The 18,656-nt window shown below is 54.2% G+C and carries 17 protein-coding genes; 9 read left to right on the forward strand and 8 right to left on the reverse strand.

Annotation, left to right across the window (positions count from 1 at the left end; genetic code table 11):
• Window positions 1-13: 13 nt before the first annotated feature.
• From iscS to trmJ, 3 genes are all read right to left on the reverse strand, one after another.
• Window positions 14-1,228, reverse strand: a complete 1,215-nt coding sequence (gene iscS, locus HVY19_RS15080; protein ID WP_181681350.1) for a cysteine desulfurase — start codon at window positions 1,226-1,228, stop codon at window positions 14-16.
• Between the two features lie 119 nt (window positions 1,229-1,347).
• The gene (iscR, locus tag HVY19_RS15085) at window positions 1,348-1,839 is read right to left on the reverse strand and encodes a Fe-S cluster assembly transcriptional regulator IscR (RefSeq protein ID WP_181681351.1); all 492 of its coding nucleotides are present in this window, start codon (window positions 1,837-1,839) and stop codon (window positions 1,348-1,350) included.
• A gap of 215 nt (window positions 1,840-2,054) precedes the next feature.
• Complete coding sequence (gene trmJ, locus HVY19_RS15090) at window positions 2,055-2,783, reverse strand: tRNA (cytosine(32)/uridine(32)-2'-O)-methyltransferase TrmJ (RefSeq protein WP_181681352.1); 729 nt, start codon at window positions 2,781-2,783, stop codon at window positions 2,055-2,057.
• Between the two features lie 124 nt (window positions 2,784-2,907).
• Between trmJ and suhB the strand changes: the two genes are divergently transcribed.
• Window positions 2,908-3,711, forward strand: a complete 804-nt coding sequence (suhB, locus tag HVY19_RS15095; RefSeq protein WP_042291430.1) for an inositol-1-monophosphatase — start codon at window positions 2,908-2,910, stop codon at window positions 3,709-3,711.
• Window positions 3,712-3,793: 82 nt separating this feature from the next.
• Here suhB and HVY19_RS15100 read toward each other — a convergent pair whose 3' ends face one another.
• Both HVY19_RS15100 and HVY19_RS15105 read right to left on the reverse strand, forming a co-directional pair.
• The gene (locus tag HVY19_RS15100) at window positions 3,794-4,774 is read right to left on the reverse strand and encodes a nickel/cobalt transporter (protein WP_181681353.1); all 981 of its coding nucleotides are present in this window, start codon (window positions 4,772-4,774) and stop codon (window positions 3,794-3,796) included.
• Window positions 4,765-5,403 (reverse strand): DUF1007 family protein, encoded by a 639-nt coding sequence (locus tag HVY19_RS15105; RefSeq protein WP_181681354.1) that lies wholly within the window; start codon window positions 5,401-5,403, stop codon window positions 4,765-4,767. Before HVY19_RS15105 ends, HVY19_RS15100 begins: the two co-directional genes overlap by 10 nt.
• A 412-nt stretch (window positions 5,404-5,815) precedes the next feature.
• Between HVY19_RS15105 and HVY19_RS15110 the strand changes: the two genes are divergently transcribed.
• From HVY19_RS15110 to csiE, 7 genes are all read left to right on the forward strand, one after another.
• The gene (locus HVY19_RS15110) at window positions 5,816-6,799 is read left to right on the forward strand and encodes an autoinducer 2 ABC transporter substrate-binding protein (RefSeq protein WP_181681355.1); all 984 of its coding nucleotides are present in this window, start codon (window positions 5,816-5,818) and stop codon (window positions 6,797-6,799) included.
• A gap of 103 nt (window positions 6,800-6,902) precedes the next feature.
• Window positions 6,903-8,411 (forward strand): sugar ABC transporter ATP-binding protein, encoded by a 1,509-nt coding sequence (locus HVY19_RS15115; protein ID WP_181681356.1) that lies wholly within the window; start codon window positions 6,903-6,905, stop codon window positions 8,409-8,411.
• Entirely contained in the window at window positions 8,404-9,393 is a 990-nt protein-coding gene (locus HVY19_RS15120; protein ID WP_181681357.1) for an ABC transporter permease, read from the forward strand. The genes HVY19_RS15115 and HVY19_RS15120 overlap by 8 nt, the downstream gene beginning before the upstream one ends.
• 1 nt (window position 9,394) lies before the next feature.
• Entirely contained in the window at window positions 9,395-10,348 is a 954-nt protein-coding gene (locus HVY19_RS15125) for an ABC transporter permease (RefSeq protein WP_181681358.1), read from the forward strand.
• A gap of 16 nt (window positions 10,349-10,364) precedes the next feature.
• Complete coding sequence (locus HVY19_RS15130) at window positions 10,365-12,002, forward strand: FGGY-family carbohydrate kinase (protein WP_181681359.1); 1,638 nt, start codon at window positions 10,365-10,367, stop codon at window positions 12,000-12,002.
• Entirely contained in the window at window positions 11,999-12,604 is a 606-nt protein-coding gene (locus HVY19_RS15135; RefSeq protein WP_181681360.1) for an SIS domain-containing protein, read from the forward strand. Before HVY19_RS15130 ends, HVY19_RS15135 begins: the two co-directional genes overlap by 4 nt.
• Window positions 12,605-12,837: 233 nt before the next feature.
• Entirely contained in the window at window positions 12,838-14,118 is a 1,281-nt protein-coding gene (csiE, locus tag HVY19_RS15140) for a stationary phase inducible protein CsiE (RefSeq protein WP_181681361.1), read from the forward strand.
• On the opposite strand, the gene HVY19_RS15145 is transcribed toward csiE, so the two are convergent.
• Window positions 14,110-15,249 carry a 3-phenylpropionate MFS transporter gene (locus HVY19_RS15145; RefSeq protein WP_181681362.1) on the reverse strand — a complete coding sequence of 380 codons (1,140 nt, stop codon included), beginning with the start codon at window positions 15,247-15,249 and terminating at the stop codon, window positions 14,110-14,112. The two genes, csiE and HVY19_RS15145, sit on opposite strands and share 9 nt — an antisense overlap.
• Before the next feature lie 168 nt (window positions 15,250-15,417).
• Entirely contained in the window at window positions 15,418-16,671 is a 1,254-nt protein-coding gene (gene glyA, locus HVY19_RS15150) for a serine hydroxymethyltransferase (RefSeq protein ID WP_181681363.1), read from the reverse strand.
• A gap of 326 nt (window positions 16,672-16,997) precedes the next feature.
• On the opposite strand from glyA, the gene hmpA reads away from it, so the two are divergent.
• Window positions 16,998-18,188, forward strand: coding sequence for an NO-inducible flavohemoprotein (gene hmpA, locus HVY19_RS15155; RefSeq protein WP_181681364.1), 1,191 nt, complete (start codon window positions 16,998-17,000; stop codon window positions 18,186-18,188).
• 100 nt (window positions 18,189-18,288) lie between these two features.
• On the opposite strand, the gene glnB is transcribed toward hmpA, so the two are convergent.
• On the reverse strand, window positions 18,289-18,627 hold the full coding sequence (glnB, locus tag HVY19_RS15160; protein ID WP_064526174.1) for a nitrogen regulatory protein P-II: 339 nt from the start codon (window positions 18,625-18,627) through the stop codon (window positions 18,289-18,291).
• Window positions 18,628-18,656: the final 29 nt, after the last annotated feature.

The following is an 18,656-nucleotide window of genomic DNA, read 5'->3' on the forward strand; positions in this document are numbered from 1 at the left end:
TTATCGGTACCGATTAATGATGTGACCATTCGATGCTGTTCAGATCCACGCCCTGCTTATACATTTCCCACAGCGGAGAAAGGTCGCGCAGACGGCCAATAGATTTGCGAACTAAATCGATGGTGTAATCAATCTCTTCTTCGGTAGTAAAACGACCTAAAGAGAAACGAATAGAACTGTGCGCCAGCTCGTCAGTCATACCCAGTGCGCGCAGCACGTAGGAAGGCTCAAGGCTTGCAGAGGTACAGGCAGAACCAGAGGAAACCGCCAGATCTTTCAGCGCCATGATCAGCGACTCGCCTTCAACGTAGTTAAAGCTAACGTTGAGGATATTTGGCGCGCCGTGCTCAAGGTCACCGTTCAGATAGACTTCTTCCATATCCTTCACGCCATTCCACAGACGGTTACGCAATGAACGCAGACGCGCCATCTCGGTTTCCATCTCTTCTTTAGCGATACGATAGGCTTCACCCATACCCACAATCTGATGAACAGGCAGAGTACCAGAACGCATACCGCGCTCATGGCCGCCGCCGTGCATCTGTGCTTCGATGCGGATACGTGGCTTACGACGCACATACAGCGCGCCAATCCCTTTCGGGCCATAGATTTTGTGGCCGGAGAAGGACATCAGATCCACTTTCAACTGGCTCAGGTCGATAGGCAGTTTGCCCACGCTCTGGGTGGCGTCAACGTGATAGATAATACCGCGCGCACGGCACATTTCGCCGATGGTCGCAATATCCTGCACGACACCGATTTCGTTGTTCACGTGCATGATGGAAACGAGAATGGTGTCATCACGCATTGCCGCTTCCAGTTCTTGCAGATCGATAATGCCGTTGCTCTGCGGCGCGAGGTAGGTCACTTCAAACCCTTCACGCTCAAGCTGACGACAGGTATCCAGTACGGCTTTGTGTTCGGTTTTACTGGTGATGATGTGCTTGCCTTTTTTCTGATAAAAGTTGGCTGCACCTTTGATCGCCAGGTTGTCGGATTCGGTCGCACCGGAGGTAAAGACGATTTCACGCGGATCGGCACCCACCAGGTCAGCAATCTGATTACGGGCGATATCCACCGCCTCTTCAGCATGCCAGCCAAAACGGTGTGAACGGGAAGCTGGGTTACCAAAGTTTCCGTCCAGCGTCAGACACTGCATCATTTTCTCGGCAACACGCGGGTCCACCGGCGTGGTTGCGGAGTAGTCGAGATAAATCGGTAATTTCATTGCTCTATAAACTCCGTACATCGCTTCAATGCAAGGAATCAGGCAACCGGCTGGATGTACGACCGTGTTGACGGGACGCGTCAACGCCCCGGCCTGATTCTGAAATCTTTATCGTTTTTTTACGCGCGCAGCTTAACGTCGATCGCTTCTTGAGCACGATTCGTGCGCGGCGTGTCATGGGTTTGCTGACGGCCAGACACGTCCAGAACTTCCTGATTATTCACCAGTTCGCCCAATGTAATATTGTTGAGGAAACCGGTCAGACGGTCGCTCAGATCGCGCCACAGCGCGTGGGTCAGGCATTTATCGCCGCCCTGACAACCGCCTTTGCCCTGGCAACGCGTGGCATCAACCGACTCGTCAACAGCGCTAATCACTTCACCTACGGCAATACTGCCGGCGTCTTTGCCCAACAGATAACCACCGCCTGGCCCACGCACGCTGGATACCAGACCATTTTTACGTAAACGGGAGAACAGCTGTTCCAGATAAGAAAGGGAAATTCCCTGACGCTCAGAAATATCAGCCAACGGTACCGGGCCCGCTTCGGAGTTGAGCGCAACGTCCAACATTGCGGTCACGGCATAACGCCCTTTAGATGTCAGTCTCATGTCTTACTTAACCTCAAACTCGCCCCTGCCCGGGGTTTTTTATTGTAAAATAGGGGTATTGCATAGCAGGGCCAAGTCTGACATTCCCGACTAAATCAGTCAACTATTTACTTGACTGTTTTAGTCAGGTATTTGTCGTTCCGTGCGGTATTCGTTCGCCGGATGTCAGCACATCGCGTAGGCCGGATAAGCGAAGGCCACCCGGCACTCAGACATCAGCTATCTTTCTTCAGTTGCTCTATCGACGCCAGCATCCCGCGCAGAATGTTCAGCTCCTGGCTTTCCGGACGCGCACGGGTAAACAGACGACGCAATTTGTTCATCACCTGCCCCGGATGGCTTTCACGAATGAACCCCGTCGCGAGCAGCGTCTGCTCAAGGTGACCATAAAAGCGCTCCAGATCGTCAACCAGCGGGTACGGCGTTTCTTCATGCACCGCGTCCGGGTTTTCCTGGGTAGCCAGCCAGGCCATACGCACTTCATATGCGATAACCTGTACGGCCATTGCCAGGTTCAGCGAACTGTATTCCGGGTTGGCGGCAATCGCGACATGATAATGACATTTCTGCAGCTCGTCATTGGTCAGGCCTACGCGCTCACGGCCAAAGACCAGCGCCACCGGCGTGCTTGCCGCTTCTGCGACGCTTTTTAAACCACATTCGCGCGGGTCGAGCATCGGCCACGGCAGCGTACGTGAACGCGCGCTGGTGCCCACCACGAGACTACATCCAGCCAGCGCTTCGTCGAGGGTATCGACGATCTGCGCGTTACCAATCACATCGCTGGCACCCGCCGCCAGAGCGATGGCCTGGGAGTCGGGTTTAACCAGCGGGTTAACCAACCACAGATTGGTCAACCCCATTGTTTTCATTGCGCGGGCAACAGACCCCATATTGCCGGTATGAGAGGTTTCCACCAGCACGATTCGAATATTTTGCAGCATTGTCTTTCTTCGGCTAAAGATTATTCGCCTATCGTACCATAAATTCAGGACATGTTCCGAATTCGCTGCTATACTCTGCGCCGTTTTCGTTTCCCCGTTCTTTAACATCCAGTGAGAGTGACCGATGCATCCGATGCTGACTATCGCCGTGCGCGCAGCGCGCAAGGCGGGTAATGTAATTGCCAAACACTACGAAACGCCTGACTCAGTAGAAACCAGCCAGAAAGGCAGCAATGATTTCGTGACTAACGTCGATAAAGCCGCCGAAGCGATTATTATCGAAACGATCCGTAAGTCTTACCCACAGCACACCATCATTACCGAAGAAAGCGGTGAACATGAAGGTACCGATCAGGATGTTCAATGGGTTATCGATCCACTGGATGGCACCACCAACTTTGTAAAACGCCTGCCGCACTTCGCGGTATCTATCGCAGTACGCATTAAAGGCCGTACTGAAGTCGCCGTTGTTTACGATCCAATGCGTAATGAACTGTTTACCGCCACGCGCGGTCAGGGCGCACAGCTGAACGGCTATCGCCTGCGCGGCAGCAACGCTCGCGATCTGGATGGCACGATCATTGCGACCGGCTTCCCGTTCAAAGCGAAGCAGCACGCCACCTCTTATATGAATATCCTCGGTAAAATGTTTACCGAATGCGCCGATTTCCGCCGCACCGGCTCTGCCGCGCTGGATCTGGCCTATGTCGCCGCCGCGCGCGTTGACGGTTATTTTGAAATTGGTCTGCGCCCGTGGGATTTCGCTGCGGGTGAGCTGATTGCTCGCGAAGCAGGCGCACTGGTTTGTGACTTTACCGGCGGCCATAACTACATGACGACCGGCAACATCGTGGCAGGTAACCCGCGCGTAGTGAAAGCGATGCTGGCAAGCATGCGTGACGAACTGAGCGACGCGCTGAAGCGTTAATTCCGCCATGCCCGGTGGCGCTTCGCTTACCGGGCCTACGCATCATGTAGGCCGGATAAGGCGTAGCCGCCATCCGGCTTTTTTAAAATGGTCTTAGACCTCTTCCCACCGGCACCGCACTCAACCACATCACCACCGCAGCAACCACTAAGATCGCGCCACCGGCTAACGCCAGCGTGGACCATCCTATCTGCCGCCACAGTACTGGCGCTTTATTCGCGCTGAGTCTTACCGCCAGCGAGCGGAAGCCATGTACCAGCAAGGCCAGAGAGGTAATCGTCAGTGACGTGCCCGCCGCCATCGCCAGCGCAGAGGCCATTCCCCAGGCAAAGACGCCGATCACTTTGCTGAACAGCAGCACCATGATTGCCCCTGAACACGGGCGCATTCCCATCGACAGGATAATCATCAGCCGTGCGCGCCAGTCGTCGCCACCTTTTAGCTGTTCAGGATCGGGAAGATGCTGATGCCCGCACCCGCAGTTTTCATGATGCACATGATGCGGCGTAAAGGCAGTAAATTTGGGTTTACGCAGCAGCACACGCAGCTTCCGCACCGCTCGCCAGCACAGAAAAAGCCCCAGGACGCCCACCAGGGCGTAGCTTCCTTTCTCCAGCCAGAATCCGCTCAGATGCAGTTGTCTTGCCGGCAGTTGCAGGATGCCGAGCACCAGCACTACCAGAGCAATTGCCACCAGCCCCTGTAGCAAAGATGAGGCCAGCGTCAGACCAATACTCGACTTCAGCTTTGCCGGATGGGTCGCCAGCCAGGTGGTGATGACAACCTTTCCATGACCTGGCCCCAGCGCGTGCAGCACACCATACACAAAGCTGAACAGCAGGAGCGAACCGCCTGCCTGGGTGGGATTCGCGGCAACCGCTTTCAGCAAAAGGCTCATTTGCTGATTCACTTCCCGCTGCCAACTGATACTTTTGACCATCACCTGCGGCCAGCTCTGCCATAACCCTACGCCGGCCGCGATCGCTACCAGTAAAAACAGCGCCAGCGGCCAAAGTTGAAGCCAGCGTTGCGAACGACTGCGGCCCGTTAAGATTACTGACATACCAACGTCACCTTCTGCGCAAATTGTTCCCCCAGCGCCATATCCTCTGGCGGCGCGTCTTCTTTGTCGAGCGACTGAGCAAATTTCAGGATGTCTTCGCTGGGCGCGGGCGTCTCAACGGTCAGCTTGCACTGCTTACTCAGTGCTTCCGGTAATAGCGCATCGCTATCCTGTTCGTAGCTCATGTCGACATAATAGGCGGGATCAAATGTCGTAAAGGTATAATGCTGTCCACTGAGCGGCTGCGGCTGTGCCAGCGGCAGCACAAACGTGAGCACCGCCTCATGCCCCTCACGCTCCATACCATATTCCGTCGGCCGATTTTTAAACTTTATCTTCTGCCCGTTGTGCCACATCCCGGTGAAATAGTGCTGAGCCAGAACATTCGCCATCACTTCCGCTGCCAGTTTTTTCCAGATGTCTGAACCTGGCTTTGCATCGCCTGCATCATAAAGCAGGTCCGCGGAGGTGAGTTCGTCCATAGTCCAACGCATTTTGAGCGCCACGAGTTGATGATTGTCGGTGACAATCTCTGTTTTTAGCCGAATGAAGCTATGAGGATGTGCGCCCGCGCTGAAGGCTATAAAAGCGAGTAAAAAGGGCAAAGCCCGGTGTTTAATGAATGACATCGGATCCTCACGGTCACGTTCAGGCCAAAAGCAGACTATCCTGGCAAGATTACCCGAGAGAATATCATCGAATGGCATGTTGATGAGCGTTGATTTCTGGACTCGATTCAGTTCTCACTTTTAAAACTTTCCCCATGCGGTTCTGGCGACACAACGCTTAATAAAATCGTTCCCCTCATGGAATTGATAATAACTTGTTAATTATATGTTTAATTATTCGTTATTTTTAACAGTTATTTTTTGCACACTTCCACCACGAACATAAAAATTAACCTAAAGTTAACCATAAATTATCTATATTTTAACATCATTGGTTATCGATCACATTTATAAAACTTATGATTCATTACCTCTTCCCTTCGTTGCTAACCTCCAGTCGTGACTTGCCCTGGTCCCTACAAAAGGTACAACTATGAAATTTAAACTCGCATTACTCAGCGCAACCCTGGCTTCTGCATGCATGTTGTCCGGCACGTCCTTTGCGGCAGAAAAGTATGAAATTGCTGTGGTTGCTAAAGTCACCGGCATTCCGTGGTTCAACCGCATGGAAACCGGCGTCAATGAAGCAGCAAAGAAACTGGATGTTAACGCTTATCAGACCGGCCCTTCTACGCCAGATCCGGCGCAGCAGGTGAAGGTCATTGAAGATCTTATTGCCAAGAACGTGAACGCGATCATTGTGGTACCTAATGACGCGAAAGTTCTTGAGCCCGTGCTGAAAAAAGCACGCGAGAAAGGCATTGTCGTCCTGACGCATGAATCTCCGGATCAGCAGATTGGTCAGTGGGATATCGAAACCATCGACAGTGAAAAATACGCGCAGGCCAACGTTGATGAACTGGCGAAAGACATGGGCGGTAAAGGCGGATACGCGATTTATGTTGGATCGCTGACCGTGCCGTTACATAACGCCTGGGCCGACTACGCCATCAAGTATCAAAAAGAAAAATACCCGGATATGTTCGAAGTCACCACTCGCCTGCCAGTGGCGGAGAGTATTGATAAGTCCTACTCCACCACGCTGGATCTGATGAAAACCTATCCGCAGATGAAGGGCATTATTGGCTTCGGCTCGCTGGGTCCTATCGGTGCAGGTCAGGCGGTGCAGAAAAAACGGGCTAAAGATAAAGTCGCTGTGGTGGGGATCGCCATGCCCGCGCAGGCTGCACCTTATCTGATGCGTGGCGATATCAAAAAAGCGATGCTGTGGGATCCGAAAGATGCCGGTTACGCGCTGGTAACAGTGGCGAATCAACTGTTGCAGGGTAAAGACGTAACCCCGGATCTTACGATTGAGGGTTTAGGGAAAGCCGATGTCGACATGGAGAAGAAAGTGATCCGCTTTAACAAGATCCTCGAAGTCACCAAAGATAATGCACAATCGCTCGGTTTCTAAGGCTCTAAGCCAACACCAGGGAAACCCAACGCCTCTCGTCTGAGCGGCGTATCAACACCATTAACACTCAGCGCCCTTCGGGGCGCTCGCAGGGGTATTGTCCATGACAGACACCACCGCATTTATCACACTTGAGAATATCAGCAAGCAATTCCCGGGCGTGCTGGCGCTGGATAATGTGAACCTGACGCTAAAGAAAGGCGAAGTTCACTGTCTGGCGGGGCAAAACGGCTGCGGCAAAAGCACCATAATTAAAGTGATTTCCGGGGTTTATCAGCCAGAAAAAGGGGCGCAAATCCTGCTGGACGGCAAACTGCTGCACGCGTTGTCGCCGCAGCTCTCCTCTCATTTTGGCATTCAGGTTATCTATCAGGATTTATCCCTCTTTCCCAACTTCAGCGTGGCGGAAAATATTGCCGTTAACCGCTACCTGCCCGGTGGCGACATTTGGGTGCGTCGTGGCGCAATGAAACAACAGGCGCTGGCAGCAATGAAGCGGATTGGTGTCACTCTCGATCCGGACAAAAAAGTGGAAAAGCTCTCGATTGCCGACCGCCAGTTGGTCGCCATCTGCCGCGCCATTGCCGCTGACGCGCGACTGGTCATTATGGATGAACCTACCGCCTCGTTGACGCGCCAGGAAGTAAACGGTCTGCTGCGCGTCGTTAACGAGCTTAAAGCCGACGGGATCTGCGTCGTCTTCGTCAGTCACCGTCTTGACGAGGTGATGGAAGTGGCGGACCGGATCAGCGTGATGCGCGATGGCAAACTGGTAGGCACATACCCGGCAAGCGAACTCGACAGCCATGAGCTGGCGTTCCTGATGACCGGACAACGCTTTCACTACAGTCCATTACCGGAAAAACCGCCTGTCGAGCAGGCCCCCATGCTGGAACTGTGTAACTTAACCCGCCGGGGTAAATATCAGGATATCAACCTGGCGCTACGCAGTGGTGAAATTGTCTCGATCGTAGGTCTGCTGGGTGCCGGTCGCACTGAGCTTTGCCTGAGCCTGTTTGGGATGACCCAACCGGAAAGCGGCGAAATCCGCATTAACGGCAAGCCAGTTCGACTACGCAATAATCATGACGCCATTAAGCACGGGATCGGCTATGTCTCAGAAGATCGCCTGACCCAAGGGTTGATCATGGAACAGTCGATCTACGACAACACCATCGTCACCGTTTTCGACAAACTGCACACGCGCAGCGGCCTGCTCGATCACGCTAAAGCGCAGGCACTGGTCGCCGATCTGATCCGTGAACTCAACATCAAAGTTTCCGATCCGCAGTTGCCGGTGAAAACGCTCTCCGGTGGTAACGCCCAGCGCATCGCCATCGCCAAATGGGTGGCGACTAACCCGCGTATTTTGATTCTTGATTCGCCCACGGTGGGCGTCGATATCGCTAACAAAGAAGGGATCTACCAGATTGCCCGTGACCTGGCGGAACAGGGAATGGCGGTGCTGATGATTTGCGATGAGATCCCGGAAGCCTATTACAACAGCCACCGCGTGCTGGTGATGCGCCGGGGAAAACTGGTCGCCGAATTTAACCCGCATCGCTGCCGTGAAGAGGATATTGCTGAGGTAGTCGAGGTCATCCATGATTAACGTGCGTCTTTCCCGCTTAGTCGGGCAACATGAATTCTGGCTCGGGCTGCTGGTGATTGCGCTGGCGGTGGGGCTGAGTGTGAAAACCGATGAGTTTCTGTCACTGGGCAACCTGACGGATGTCGCCACCAGCTACGCTATCCTTGGCATTCTGGCCTGTGGGTTGTTTGTGGTGCTGATCTCCGGCGGTATCGACATCTCCTTCCCGGCGATGACCGCCATCGCGCAATATGCCATGGCCAGTTGGGTAATTGCCCACGGTGGCAACTTTATGTTGGCGCTGACGCTGGCCTGCGCGGTTGGGCTGCTGCTCGGTTTAGTGAACGGTTTTCTGGTCTACTGGCTGCGCGTGCCGGCCATCATCATTACCATCGCAACACTGAACGTCTATTACGGTCTGCTGGTTTACGCCACCAAGGGCACCTGGCTGTACGGTTTTCCGGACTGGTTTATGAATGGCATCAACTGGTTCTCGTTCACCGCCGCAGACGGCTATGACTACGGCCTCACCCTCCCCTTGCTATGCCTGGCGGCCGTGATTCTCTTCACCGCCCTCCTGATGAACCACACCCGCCTTGGTCGCCAGATTTACGCAATGGGCGGCAACCGCGACGCCGCTTCCCGCCTCGGACTGAATCTGCTGAAGCTGCATTTCTACGTCTACGGCTATATGGGCATTCTGGCCGGCGTCGCTGCTGTGGTGCAGGCGCAGATCACCCAGTCCGTAGCGCCAAACTCGCTGCTCGGTTTTGAGCTGACAGTCCTGGCGGCGGTCGTGCTCGGCGGTACCAGCATGAGCGGCGGTCGCGGCACGCTAACCGGTACTTTGCTGGGGGTGATTCTGCTGGCCTTTTTACAAAACGGCCTGACGCTGCTCAGCGTCTCCTCGTACTGGCATACCGTGTTCAGCGGCGCCATTATCCTCGTCAGCATTAGCGCCACGGCGTGGAATGAAAAACGCAAACTGGCCAGGGAGCTTTAAGATGAAAGCATTCGCAAACGTATTACCCGGTGATGCCATCATCCGCCTGCAGTGTGTGATCATTCTGGTCGTCGCCGTGGTGTTTTCAGCACTGCTAGGCACACGCTTTTTTAGCGTCGCTAACTTCCAGTCCATCGGCTCACAGTTGCCGATTCTCGGAATGCTGGCGCTGGGAATGGGGATGACCATGCTGACAGGCGGCATTAACCTGTCGATCATCGCCGGGGCTAACGCCTGTTCGCTAGTGATGGCGGCGGTGATTGTCAGCCATCCGGACAGTCCCCTGTTTCTTGCGCTGGCGCTGCTGGCTGGTGCGGCGGTCGCGGTGGCGATCGGTACATTAAACGGTGCGTTGATTGCCTGGGTCGGCGTCTCGCCTATTCTGGCCACGCTTGGCACCATGACGCTCATTTCCGGATTGAATATCCTGCTTTCCAACGGCACGGTGATTTCCGGTTTCCCGACGGCGATTCAGTATCTTGGCAACGCGACGCTGGCCGGTATCCCCGTCGCGCTGCTGCTCTTTTTCGTGGTTGCAGTGCTGCTGTGGGTACTGCTGGAACACACTACGCTTGGACGCAGCCTGTACCTGATGGGCTCAAACGAACAGGCAACCCGCTACAGCGGCGTCAACACCATACGGGTGCAAATCTCCGTCTATGTCATTTCCGCACTCCTCGGTTGGGTGGCGGCGATTTTAATGATGGCCAAATTCAATTCAGCAAAAGCCGGATATGGCGAATCCTATCTGCTGGTCACCATCCTCGCCTCGGTGCTGGGCGGTATTAATCCGGATGGTGGGTTCGGCCGCATTCTCGGCCTGGTGCTGGCGCTGGTCGTGCTGCAGATGCTGGAGAGCGGCTTCAATTTGCTGGGGATCAGTAGCTATCTGACGATGGCGCTCTGGGGCGCGGTACTGATCCTCTTTATCGCATTACAGAATCGTAAAGCCTGATTTCAGGAGAAAAATTATGGCGAGTTACTTTATTGGTGTGGATGTAGGGACCGGAAGCGCCCGCGCAGGGGTGTTCGATCTCAATGGCAGAATGGTCGGTCAGGCCACCCGCGCCATCGAAATTTACCGTCCGCAGGCCGACTTCGTTGAGCAGTCGTCCGATAACATCTGGCAGGCAGTGTGCAACGCCGTTCGCGATGCTATTAACCAGTCCGATATCAATCCTATTCAGGTCAAAGGGTTAGGCTTTGACGCTACTTGCTCGCTGGTGGTGCTGGATAAAGAAGGTAAGCCGCTGACCGTCAGCCCTTCAGGGCGTAGCGAGCAGAATATTATCGTGTGGATGGATCACCGCGCCATCACCCAGGCCGAGCGTATTAACGCGCTGCATCATCGGGTGTTGGACTATGTGGGTGGCATCATCTCTCCGGAGATGCAAACGCCGAAGCTGTTATGGCTCAAACAGCATATGCCGAATACCTGGGCAAACGCGGGCTACTATTTTGATCTTCCCGATTTTCTGACCTGGCGCGCCACGGGCGATGATACCCGCTCGCTGTGTTCGACGGTGTGCAAATGGACGTACATGGGCCATGAAGATAAATGGGACGCCAGTTATTTCCGCGAGATTGGTCTGGAAGATCTCCTGCAACACGATGCGGCAAAAATCGGCCGCTACGTCAAAACCATGGGGGAACCGCTCGGGCACGGCCTTTCTCAGCGCGCTGCCAGCGAAATGGGGCTGGTTCCGGGCACCGCCGTTAGCGTCTCCATTATTGACGCCCATGCCGGTACCCTCGGTACGCTCGGTGCCTGCGGCGTCTCGGGCGAAGTAGCCGACTTTGACCGCCGTGTTGCTCTGATTGGCGGTACCTCAACGGGACATATGGCGATATCGAAAGAGCCGCGCTTTATTGGCGGCGTCTGGGGACCTTACTATTCGGCGGTGCTGCCGGAATACTGGCTCAATGAAGGCGGTCAGTCGGCGACCGGGGCGCTCATCGACCATATTATTCAGTCGCACCCATGCTATGAGACGCTGCTGGCGCAGGCAAAATCACAAGGGCAAACCATTTACGAAATCCTGAACGCGCTGTTACGCAAAATGGCGGGAGAGCCGGAGAATATCGCCTTTTTAACCCGCGATATTCATATCCTGCCCTACTTTCACGGCAACCGTTCGCCGCGTGCTAACCCGACGCTCACCGGTGCAATCAGCGGGCTAAAACTATCCCGCACACCGGAGGATATGGCGTTGCAGTATCTGGCTACCATCCAGGCCATCGCGCTCGGCACCCGCCATATCATTGAGACAATGAACCAGAGCGGGTACAGCATCGACACCATCATGGCGAGCGGCGGCGGTACGAAGAACCCGATCTTTGTTCAGGAGCATGCCAACGCGACCGGTTGCGCTATGCTGCTGCCTGAAGAGAGTGAAGCGATGCTGCTGGGCGGTGCAATGATGGGCACCATTGCGGCAGGCGTCTTCGATACCCTCCCGGAAGCAATGTCGGCGATGAGTCGTATTGGAAAAACGGTCACCCCGCAGACCAACCTCATTAAGCAGTATTACGACCGGAAGTATCAGGTGTTCCACCAGATGTATCAGGATCATATTAAGTACCGCCAACTGATGCAGGGGGACGCATGACGAGCGCGTGGCAGCAGGCTACCGCAACCTGGACGCTATACAGCGAAGCGCTGGCGGGTTTGAGTGACCATTTAAGCGAACCTGAATGGAATGCTCTCATGGCGGAATTGCGCGGGTGTACGGGAAAGATCGTCGTCACCGGTGTAGGGACCTCGGGGGTTGCGGCGCGTAAAATTGCCCATATGCTGGCCTGCGTTGAGCGCCCGGCCATCTACCTCAACGCCACCGACGCCGCTCACGGCGATCTGGGTTTTTTACGCGACAACGATCTGGTCATTATGCTATCTCGCGGCGGTAATTCGGATGAACTAACCCGTTTACTGCCCGGACTTGCTGCGAAAAACGTGCCGATACTCAGCGTGACAGAAAACGCCGACTCTGCCATTGCCAAAGCATCGCGGCTGGTGATTTCTACGGGCGTGCAGCGTGAAGCGGACCCACTGAATATGCTCGCCACCACCTCGATTATGCTGGTGATTGCGCTTTTTGATGCCGCCTGCGCCTGCCTGATGAGCGAAAGCGGGTATTCGAAAGAGACACTGCTGGCGGTACACCCTGGCGGCGACGTCGGGTTAACGCTCAGCCAGCGTAGCCATCGCTAGCGATCACCTTCCCACCCAGCCCCGCGATAGATCGCGGGGCTTTTCGCATTTCACCACCAAATAAAACAGCGAAAAATAGTGTTATGTCGCTGCGTTCAACTTCCTTTTTCATCGCCTGCTGTAAAAAATTCTGTGACCTTCTCCTGCATTCCTGAAGCAAAGCATTTCATTCGTAATGGCAGAGGAAAATCTTTAGCTATTCTTATGAGACTTACTTACGGGAGGCCCGACAGATGATGCCAACGCTTGCTCCACCATCTGTACTTTCCGCTCCCCAGCGCCGTTGCCAGCTATTGCTGACGCTTTTCCAGCCGGGACAGAGTGTCACCGCTGAAACAATCAGTGCGCTAAATGGCGTCGATGATGCTATTGCCCATGCGGATATCACCGAAACGGGTATAGAGATCCAGCGTTATCATCAGCTTAGCATTGTCGCAGGCCATGATGGGAGCTATCAGATTGAAGGTACCGCGCTTAACCAGCGTCTCTGCCTGCTGCACTGGCTCAGACGCGGATTACGCTTATGCCCGACCTATATCAACCAACACTTTACGCCGGCATTAAAGACTGAGCTGAAGCAGAGGAAGATTCTGCGCACGCTGTATGACGACACTAATCTACACGCGCTGATTAATCTCTGCGGTCGTCGCCTGCAAAAAACGTTTGAGTGTCGTGATATTCAGTTTCTGCGTCTCTATTTGCAGTATTGCCTGTTGCAGCATCATGCGGGTATCTCGCCGGAATTTACCCCTGTGCAACAGCACTGGGCCCAGTCGTGCGATGAATACCTTCTTGCTCAGGAAATTGGTCGCCACTGGCAGCGGCGAGTGATGCAAAATGCGCCATTTAACGAATCGTTGTTTATGGCTCTGCTCTTTTTGATGATTCGTATTCCGGATCCGATCCGCGATAGTCATCAGAAAGACCGTCGACTTCGCCTGGCAATTACGCGTCTGGTCCTGCGTTTTCGCGAACGGGGACAGGTGCGCTTCAATGATGAGCAGGGGCTACACGATCAGCTTTACATTCACCTTGCCCAGGCGCTGAACCGCAGCCTGTTTTCCATCGGGATTGACAACACACTCCCTGACGAATTCGCGCGGCTTTACCCACGCCTGATGCGCACGACCCGCGATGCCTTAGACGGTTTTGCTGAGGAATATGACACGCAGTTTTCCGAAGAAGAGATCGGGCTGGTGGCGGTGATCTTTGGCGCCTGGCTCATGCAAGAGAATGACTTGCATGAAAAACAGATCGTTTTACTGACCGGAGAGGATAGCGAACTGGAAAGCCAGATCGAGCAGCAGCTGCGGGAACTGACGTTGCTGCCGCTCAATATCAGAACAATGCCGATGCAGACCTACCAGCACGAGGGCGCGCCGCGTGGCGTGGCGCTAATCGTGACGCCGTATACCACGCCGCTGCCGCTCTTTTCGCCGCCGCTCATTCATACCACGCAGGCGCTGTCTGAACATCAGCAGCAGCAGATCCGTAAAATTCTGGAATCAGGCTGAGGCCTGCACTTTTGGCCTCAGCACAATGGCAGGTAATGCCACCAGCGCCATCACCCAGAAAACACCGTTACCCAGGTACTGATAGAGGAACCCGGCAAAAACAGTCATGATGGCGATACTGCCGCCCATCGCGACGGCGGAATAGACCGCCTGCAAACGAATGACTTCACTTCCCTGCCGCGCGGCGATATAACGCATCGCCGCCAGGTGGCAAACGGTAAAGGTGCCACAGTGGAGGATTTGCACCACGACCAGCCACGGAAGGGCTGTAGTCCAGCCCATCAGCCCCCAACGAATCACCCCACAAACCGCAGAGAGCAACAGCAGGTCGCGGGCACTGAAACGGCGGAACAGTTTATTGCTCAGGGCAAAGATGATCACTTCAGCCACGACCCCCAGCGACCAGAGATAACCGACTGCCGACGCGGAATACCCCGCCCCCTGCCAGTAGATCGCGCTGAAGCCATAATAAGCGGCATGCGCCCCTTGCAACAGGCAAACGCAGGCCAGAAAGCGCCAGCTCTGCGTTACAAGCGAACGCCAGGCTGGCCAACCGGCGCTCTCCTGATGCCGGCTCTGCCCCTGCGGCAGCACGCTGGGTCGGATCAGCATCCCTAACAGCATCGAGGCGACACCTAAGGTCAACAGCGCCAGAATCGCCCGGTAGTCGTACAGACTGACCAGCTTACCGGTCAGTGCGGAGCCAATCACGAAGGCGATCGATCCCCACAGACGTACCCGACCATAATCCATGGTGATCTGCTTTTGCCAGGTATTGGCCAGGGCGTCCGTCAGCGGCACCAGAGGGGAGAAAAAGAGGTTAAAGCCCACCATCACCACCATCAGCCACGCGACATGGGTGCCGAACCAGAACGCCAGCGCAAAGACCAGCGTCAACAGTGCGAGAATGCGCAGAGCAGCGATCAGTCGTGAGGGATCGCTGACCCGAGGAGCGATGATCAGGCTTCCGAGAAAACGCGCCACCAGTCCTGCGCCCAGCAGTAAACCGATAGTTTCCGGCGTCAGTCCAAGTCCTTTGAGCCAGACGCTCCAGAAAGGAAGAAAAATACCGTAGCTAAAAAAATAGGTGAAATAACCGAGCGCCAACCAGCGCGTGGAGTGCAGGACCATGATTCCCTCCCTTATGGAGGCGATAGTCTGGCGATAAACGGGCAGCCTGGCAAGTAAACATTAAATTAACATTTAAACGGCGGGAGAAAGGAAGAGAGAGAATGTTAAAAATGCTAAAGCAGAAGCCGGATGGCGGCGTACACACCGCCATCCGCGAACAGAAAGGAATTACGCGTAAACCGGGAAGCGCGCGCAGATATCCAGAACTTTACCTTTGATGCGCTCAATCACCGCTTCATCATTGATATTGTCCAGGATGTCACACATCCAGCCAGCCAGCTCTTTCACTTCCGCTTCTTTAAAGCCACGGCGAGTCACAGCAGGAGAACCGATACGAATGCCGGAGGTTACAAACGGGCTCTTCGGATCGTTTGGTACGCTGTTTTTGTTGACGGTGATGTTCGCACGGCCCAGCGCTGCGTCTGCTTCTTTACCAGTCAGGTTTTTATCAACCAGATCCAGCAGGAACAGGTGGTTTTCAGTACCGCCAGAAACCACTTTGTAACCACGGCTCAGGAACACTTCAACCATCGCTTTGGCGTTTTTCGCAACCTGCTGCTGGTAGACTTTGAACTCTGGCTCCATCGCTTCTTTCAGTGCTACCGCTTTACCGGCAATCACATGCATCAGCGGGCCGCCCTGGGCGCTTGGGAATACCGCAGAGTTCAGTTTTTTATACAGCTCTTCATCGCCGCCTTTGGCCAGGATCAGACCACCGCGCGGACCCGCCAGGGTTTTGTGGGTAGTCGTGGTCACAACGTGGGCATGCGGAACCGGGTTCGGGTAGACGTCAGCGGCGATAAGACCTGCAACGTGCGCCATATCCACGAACAGGTACGCACCGATGCTGTCTGCGATTTCACGCATTTTAGCCCAGTCAACAATACCGGAGTAAGCGGAGAAGCCGCCGATGATCATCTTCGGCTTGTGAGTCTGCGCCAGCGTCGCCATTTCGTCATAGTCAATTTTGCCGGACTCATCGATACCGTAAGGGATGATGTTATACAGTTTACCGGAGAAGTTAACCGGAGAACCGTGAGTCAGGTGACCGCCTTGCGCCAGGTTCATACCCAGAACGGTATCGCCCGGTTGCAGCAGCGCGGTGTAGACCGCGAAGTTAGCCTGGGAGCCGGAGTGCGGCTGAACGTTAGCATAGTCCGCACCAAACAGCGCTTTAGCACGGTCGATAGCCAGTTGTTCAACGATATCAACGTATTCGCAACCGCCGTAGTAGCGCTTGCCCGGGTAACCTTCAGCGTATTTGTTGGTCAGCTGAGAGCCCTGCGCCTGCATCACGCGCGGGCTGGTGTAGTTTTCGGAGGCGATCAGTTCGATGTGCTCTTCCTGACGTACTTTTTCTTGCTCCATAGCCTGCCACAGTTCGGCATCATAATCGGCAATGTTCATTTCACGCTTTAACATCCGCATCTCCTGACTCAGCTAACGATAAAATTTTGGCCTTAAAAGGCGGTCCAATTGGACAACGGGCAACAGTATAACTGAATCATTCTGTGATAACAGGTCTTGACAAAGGAATTTACGCAAACGATTACCTTCATGCCACATAAGGCTTTGCGGAATGAAGGCCTTACGAAATTCATTGGAATTCTTTTCAGCTTTGTGATGCAGATTTTTCACGTTGTAACTTTTGAAACGCAAAATGACAAAGAACCATTTACAAAGCAGGGATATTTTTTATAAGATGCATTTAAAATACATTATTAAAGTTTTACATAAAGGAAGACCGTATGCTTGACGCTCAAACCATCGCTACTGTAAAGGCCACGATTCCCCTGCTGGTTGAAACTGGTCCGAAACTGACCGCCCATTTTTACGATCGCATGTTTGCTCATAACCCTGAACTCAAAGAAATTTTTAATATGAGTAACCAGCGTAATGGCGATCAGCGTGAAGCGTTGTTTAATGCGATTGCCGCCTATGCCAGCAATCTCGAAAACCTGCCGGCGCTGCTGCCAGCAGTGGAAAAAATCGCCCAGAAACACACCAGCTTTCAGATCAAACCTGAACAGTACAACATCGTCGGTACGCACCTGTTAGCAACGCTGGACGAAATGTTTAATCCGGGTCAGGAAGTTCTGGACGCGTGGGGAAAAGCCTATGGTGTTCTGGCAAATGTATTTATTAACCGTGAGGCCCAGATCTACAGCGAAAATGCCAGTAAAACTGGCGGCTGGGAAGGTACGCGTCCATTCCGCATCGTAGCCAAAACCCCGCGCAGCGCCTTAATCACCAGCTTTGAATTTGAACCGGTTGACGGCGGTGCCGTCGCGGAATATCAGCCAGGCCAGTACCTGGGCGTCTGGCTGAAGCCGGAAGGGTTCCCGCATCAGGAAATTCGTCAGTACTCACTGACGCGTAAACCGGATGGCAAGGGTTACCGTATTGCCGTTAAGCGCGAAGATGGCGGTCAAGTTTCTAACTGGCTGCATAACCACGCAAATGTCGGTGACGTGGTGCATTTAGCGGCTCCGGCGGGCGACTTCTTTATGACCGTTGCGCAGGATACCCCTGTTTCACTGATTTCCGCAGGCGTTGGCCAAACGCCGATGCTGGCAATGCTTGATACGCTGGCCAAAGCGAACCATACCGCGCAGGTTAACTGGTTCCACGCAGCCGAAAACGGTGACGTTCATGCGTTTGCCGATGAAGTCAGCGAGTTGGGTAAAACGCTGCCCAACTTTACCGCCCATACCTGGTATCGCGTGCCGAACGAAGCGGATCGCGCCAACGGTGCGTTTAATAGCGAAGGTTTGATGGACCTGACGGCGATGCAAGCGGCGATTAGCGCTCCACATATGCAGTTCTACCTGTGCGGTCCGGTCGGGTTTATGCAGTTTGCCGCGAAGCAACTGGTTGAGCTGGGCGTGAACAACGAAAACATTCATTACGAATGCTTCGGCCCACATAAGGTGCTGTAAGAGCCTGTTATTTGTAGGCCGGATAAGGCGGTCAGGCCGCCATCCGGCAATTGCAGTGCCTGATGGCGCAGCGCTTATCAGGCCAACAGAGTGACGCGGCTTAAATGGCTGCGTCGTCTTCTTCGCCAGTACGGATACGGACTACGCGCGCTACGTCGAACACAAAAATTTTGCCGTCGCCGATTTTGCCCGTCTGCGCCGTGCGGATAATGGTATCCACGCAGGTATCGACAATATCGTCAGGCACGACGATTTCAATTTTCACCTTCGGCAGAAAATCCACCATGTATTCCGCACCACGGTACAGTTCAGTGTGGCCTTTCTGACGGCCAAAGCCTTTCACTTCGGTCACTGTCATGCCGGTAATACCCACTTCTGCCAGCGCTTCACGCACATCGTCAAGCTTGAAGGGTTTAATAATCGCATCAATCTTTTTCATGCTGTTCCTTGAAAAGGTCGCCTGTCTTT

The organism is Citrobacter sp. RHB25-C09 (genome assembly GCF_013836145.1).
GTDB lineage: Bacteria > Pseudomonadota > Gammaproteobacteria > Enterobacterales > Enterobacteriaceae > Citrobacter_A.

Bases quoted from the DNA above. Each gene is read 5' to 3' on its own strand.
- iscS (WP_181681350.1), bottom strand. From the start codon at position 1,228: ATGAAATTACCGATTTATCTCGACTACTCCGCAACCACGCCGGTGGAC.
- iscR (WP_181681351.1), bottom strand. From the start codon at position 1,839: ATGAGACTGACATCTAAAGGGCGTTATGCCGTGACCGCAATGTTGGAC.
- trmJ (WP_181681352.1), bottom strand. From the start codon at position 2,783: ATGCTGCAAAATATTCGAATCGTGCTGGTGGAAACCTCTCATACCGGC.
- suhB (WP_042291430.1), top strand. From the start codon at position 2,908: ATGCATCCGATGCTGACTATCGCCGTGCGCGCAGCGCGCAAGGCGGGT.
- HVY19_RS15100 (WP_181681353.1), bottom strand. From the start codon at position 4,774: ATGTCAGTAATCTTAACGGGCCGCAGTCGTTCGCAACGCTGGCTTCAA.
- HVY19_RS15105 (WP_181681354.1), bottom strand. From the start codon at position 5,403: ATGTCATTCATTAAACACCGGGCTTTGCCCTTTTTACTCGCTTTTATA.
- HVY19_RS15110 (WP_181681355.1), top strand. From the start codon at position 5,816: ATGAAATTTAAACTCGCATTACTCAGCGCAACCCTGGCTTCTGCATGC.
- HVY19_RS15115 (WP_181681356.1), top strand. From the start codon at position 6,903: ATGACAGACACCACCGCATTTATCACACTTGAGAATATCAGCAAGCAA.
- HVY19_RS15120 (WP_181681357.1), top strand. From the start codon at position 8,404: ATGATTAACGTGCGTCTTTCCCGCTTAGTCGGGCAACATGAATTCTGG.
- HVY19_RS15125 (WP_181681358.1), top strand. From the start codon at position 9,395: ATGAAAGCATTCGCAAACGTATTACCCGGTGATGCCATCATCCGCCTG.
- HVY19_RS15130 (WP_181681359.1), top strand. From the start codon at position 10,365: ATGGCGAGTTACTTTATTGGTGTGGATGTAGGGACCGGAAGCGCCCGC.
- HVY19_RS15135 (WP_181681360.1), top strand. From the start codon at position 11,999: ATGACGAGCGCGTGGCAGCAGGCTACCGCAACCTGGACGCTATACAGC.
- csiE (WP_181681361.1), top strand. From the start codon at position 12,838: ATGATGCCAACGCTTGCTCCACCATCTGTACTTTCCGCTCCCCAGCGC.
- HVY19_RS15145 (WP_181681362.1), bottom strand. From the start codon at position 15,249: ATGGTCCTGCACTCCACGCGCTGGTTGGCGCTCGGTTATTTCACCTAT.
- glyA (WP_181681363.1), bottom strand. From the start codon at position 16,671: ATGTTAAAGCGTGAAATGAACATTGCCGATTATGATGCCGAACTGTGG.
- hmpA (WP_181681364.1), top strand. From the start codon at position 16,998: ATGCTTGACGCTCAAACCATCGCTACTGTAAAGGCCACGATTCCCCTG.
- glnB (WP_064526174.1), bottom strand. From the start codon at position 18,627: ATGAAAAAGATTGATGCGATTATTAAACCCTTCAAGCTTGACGATGTG.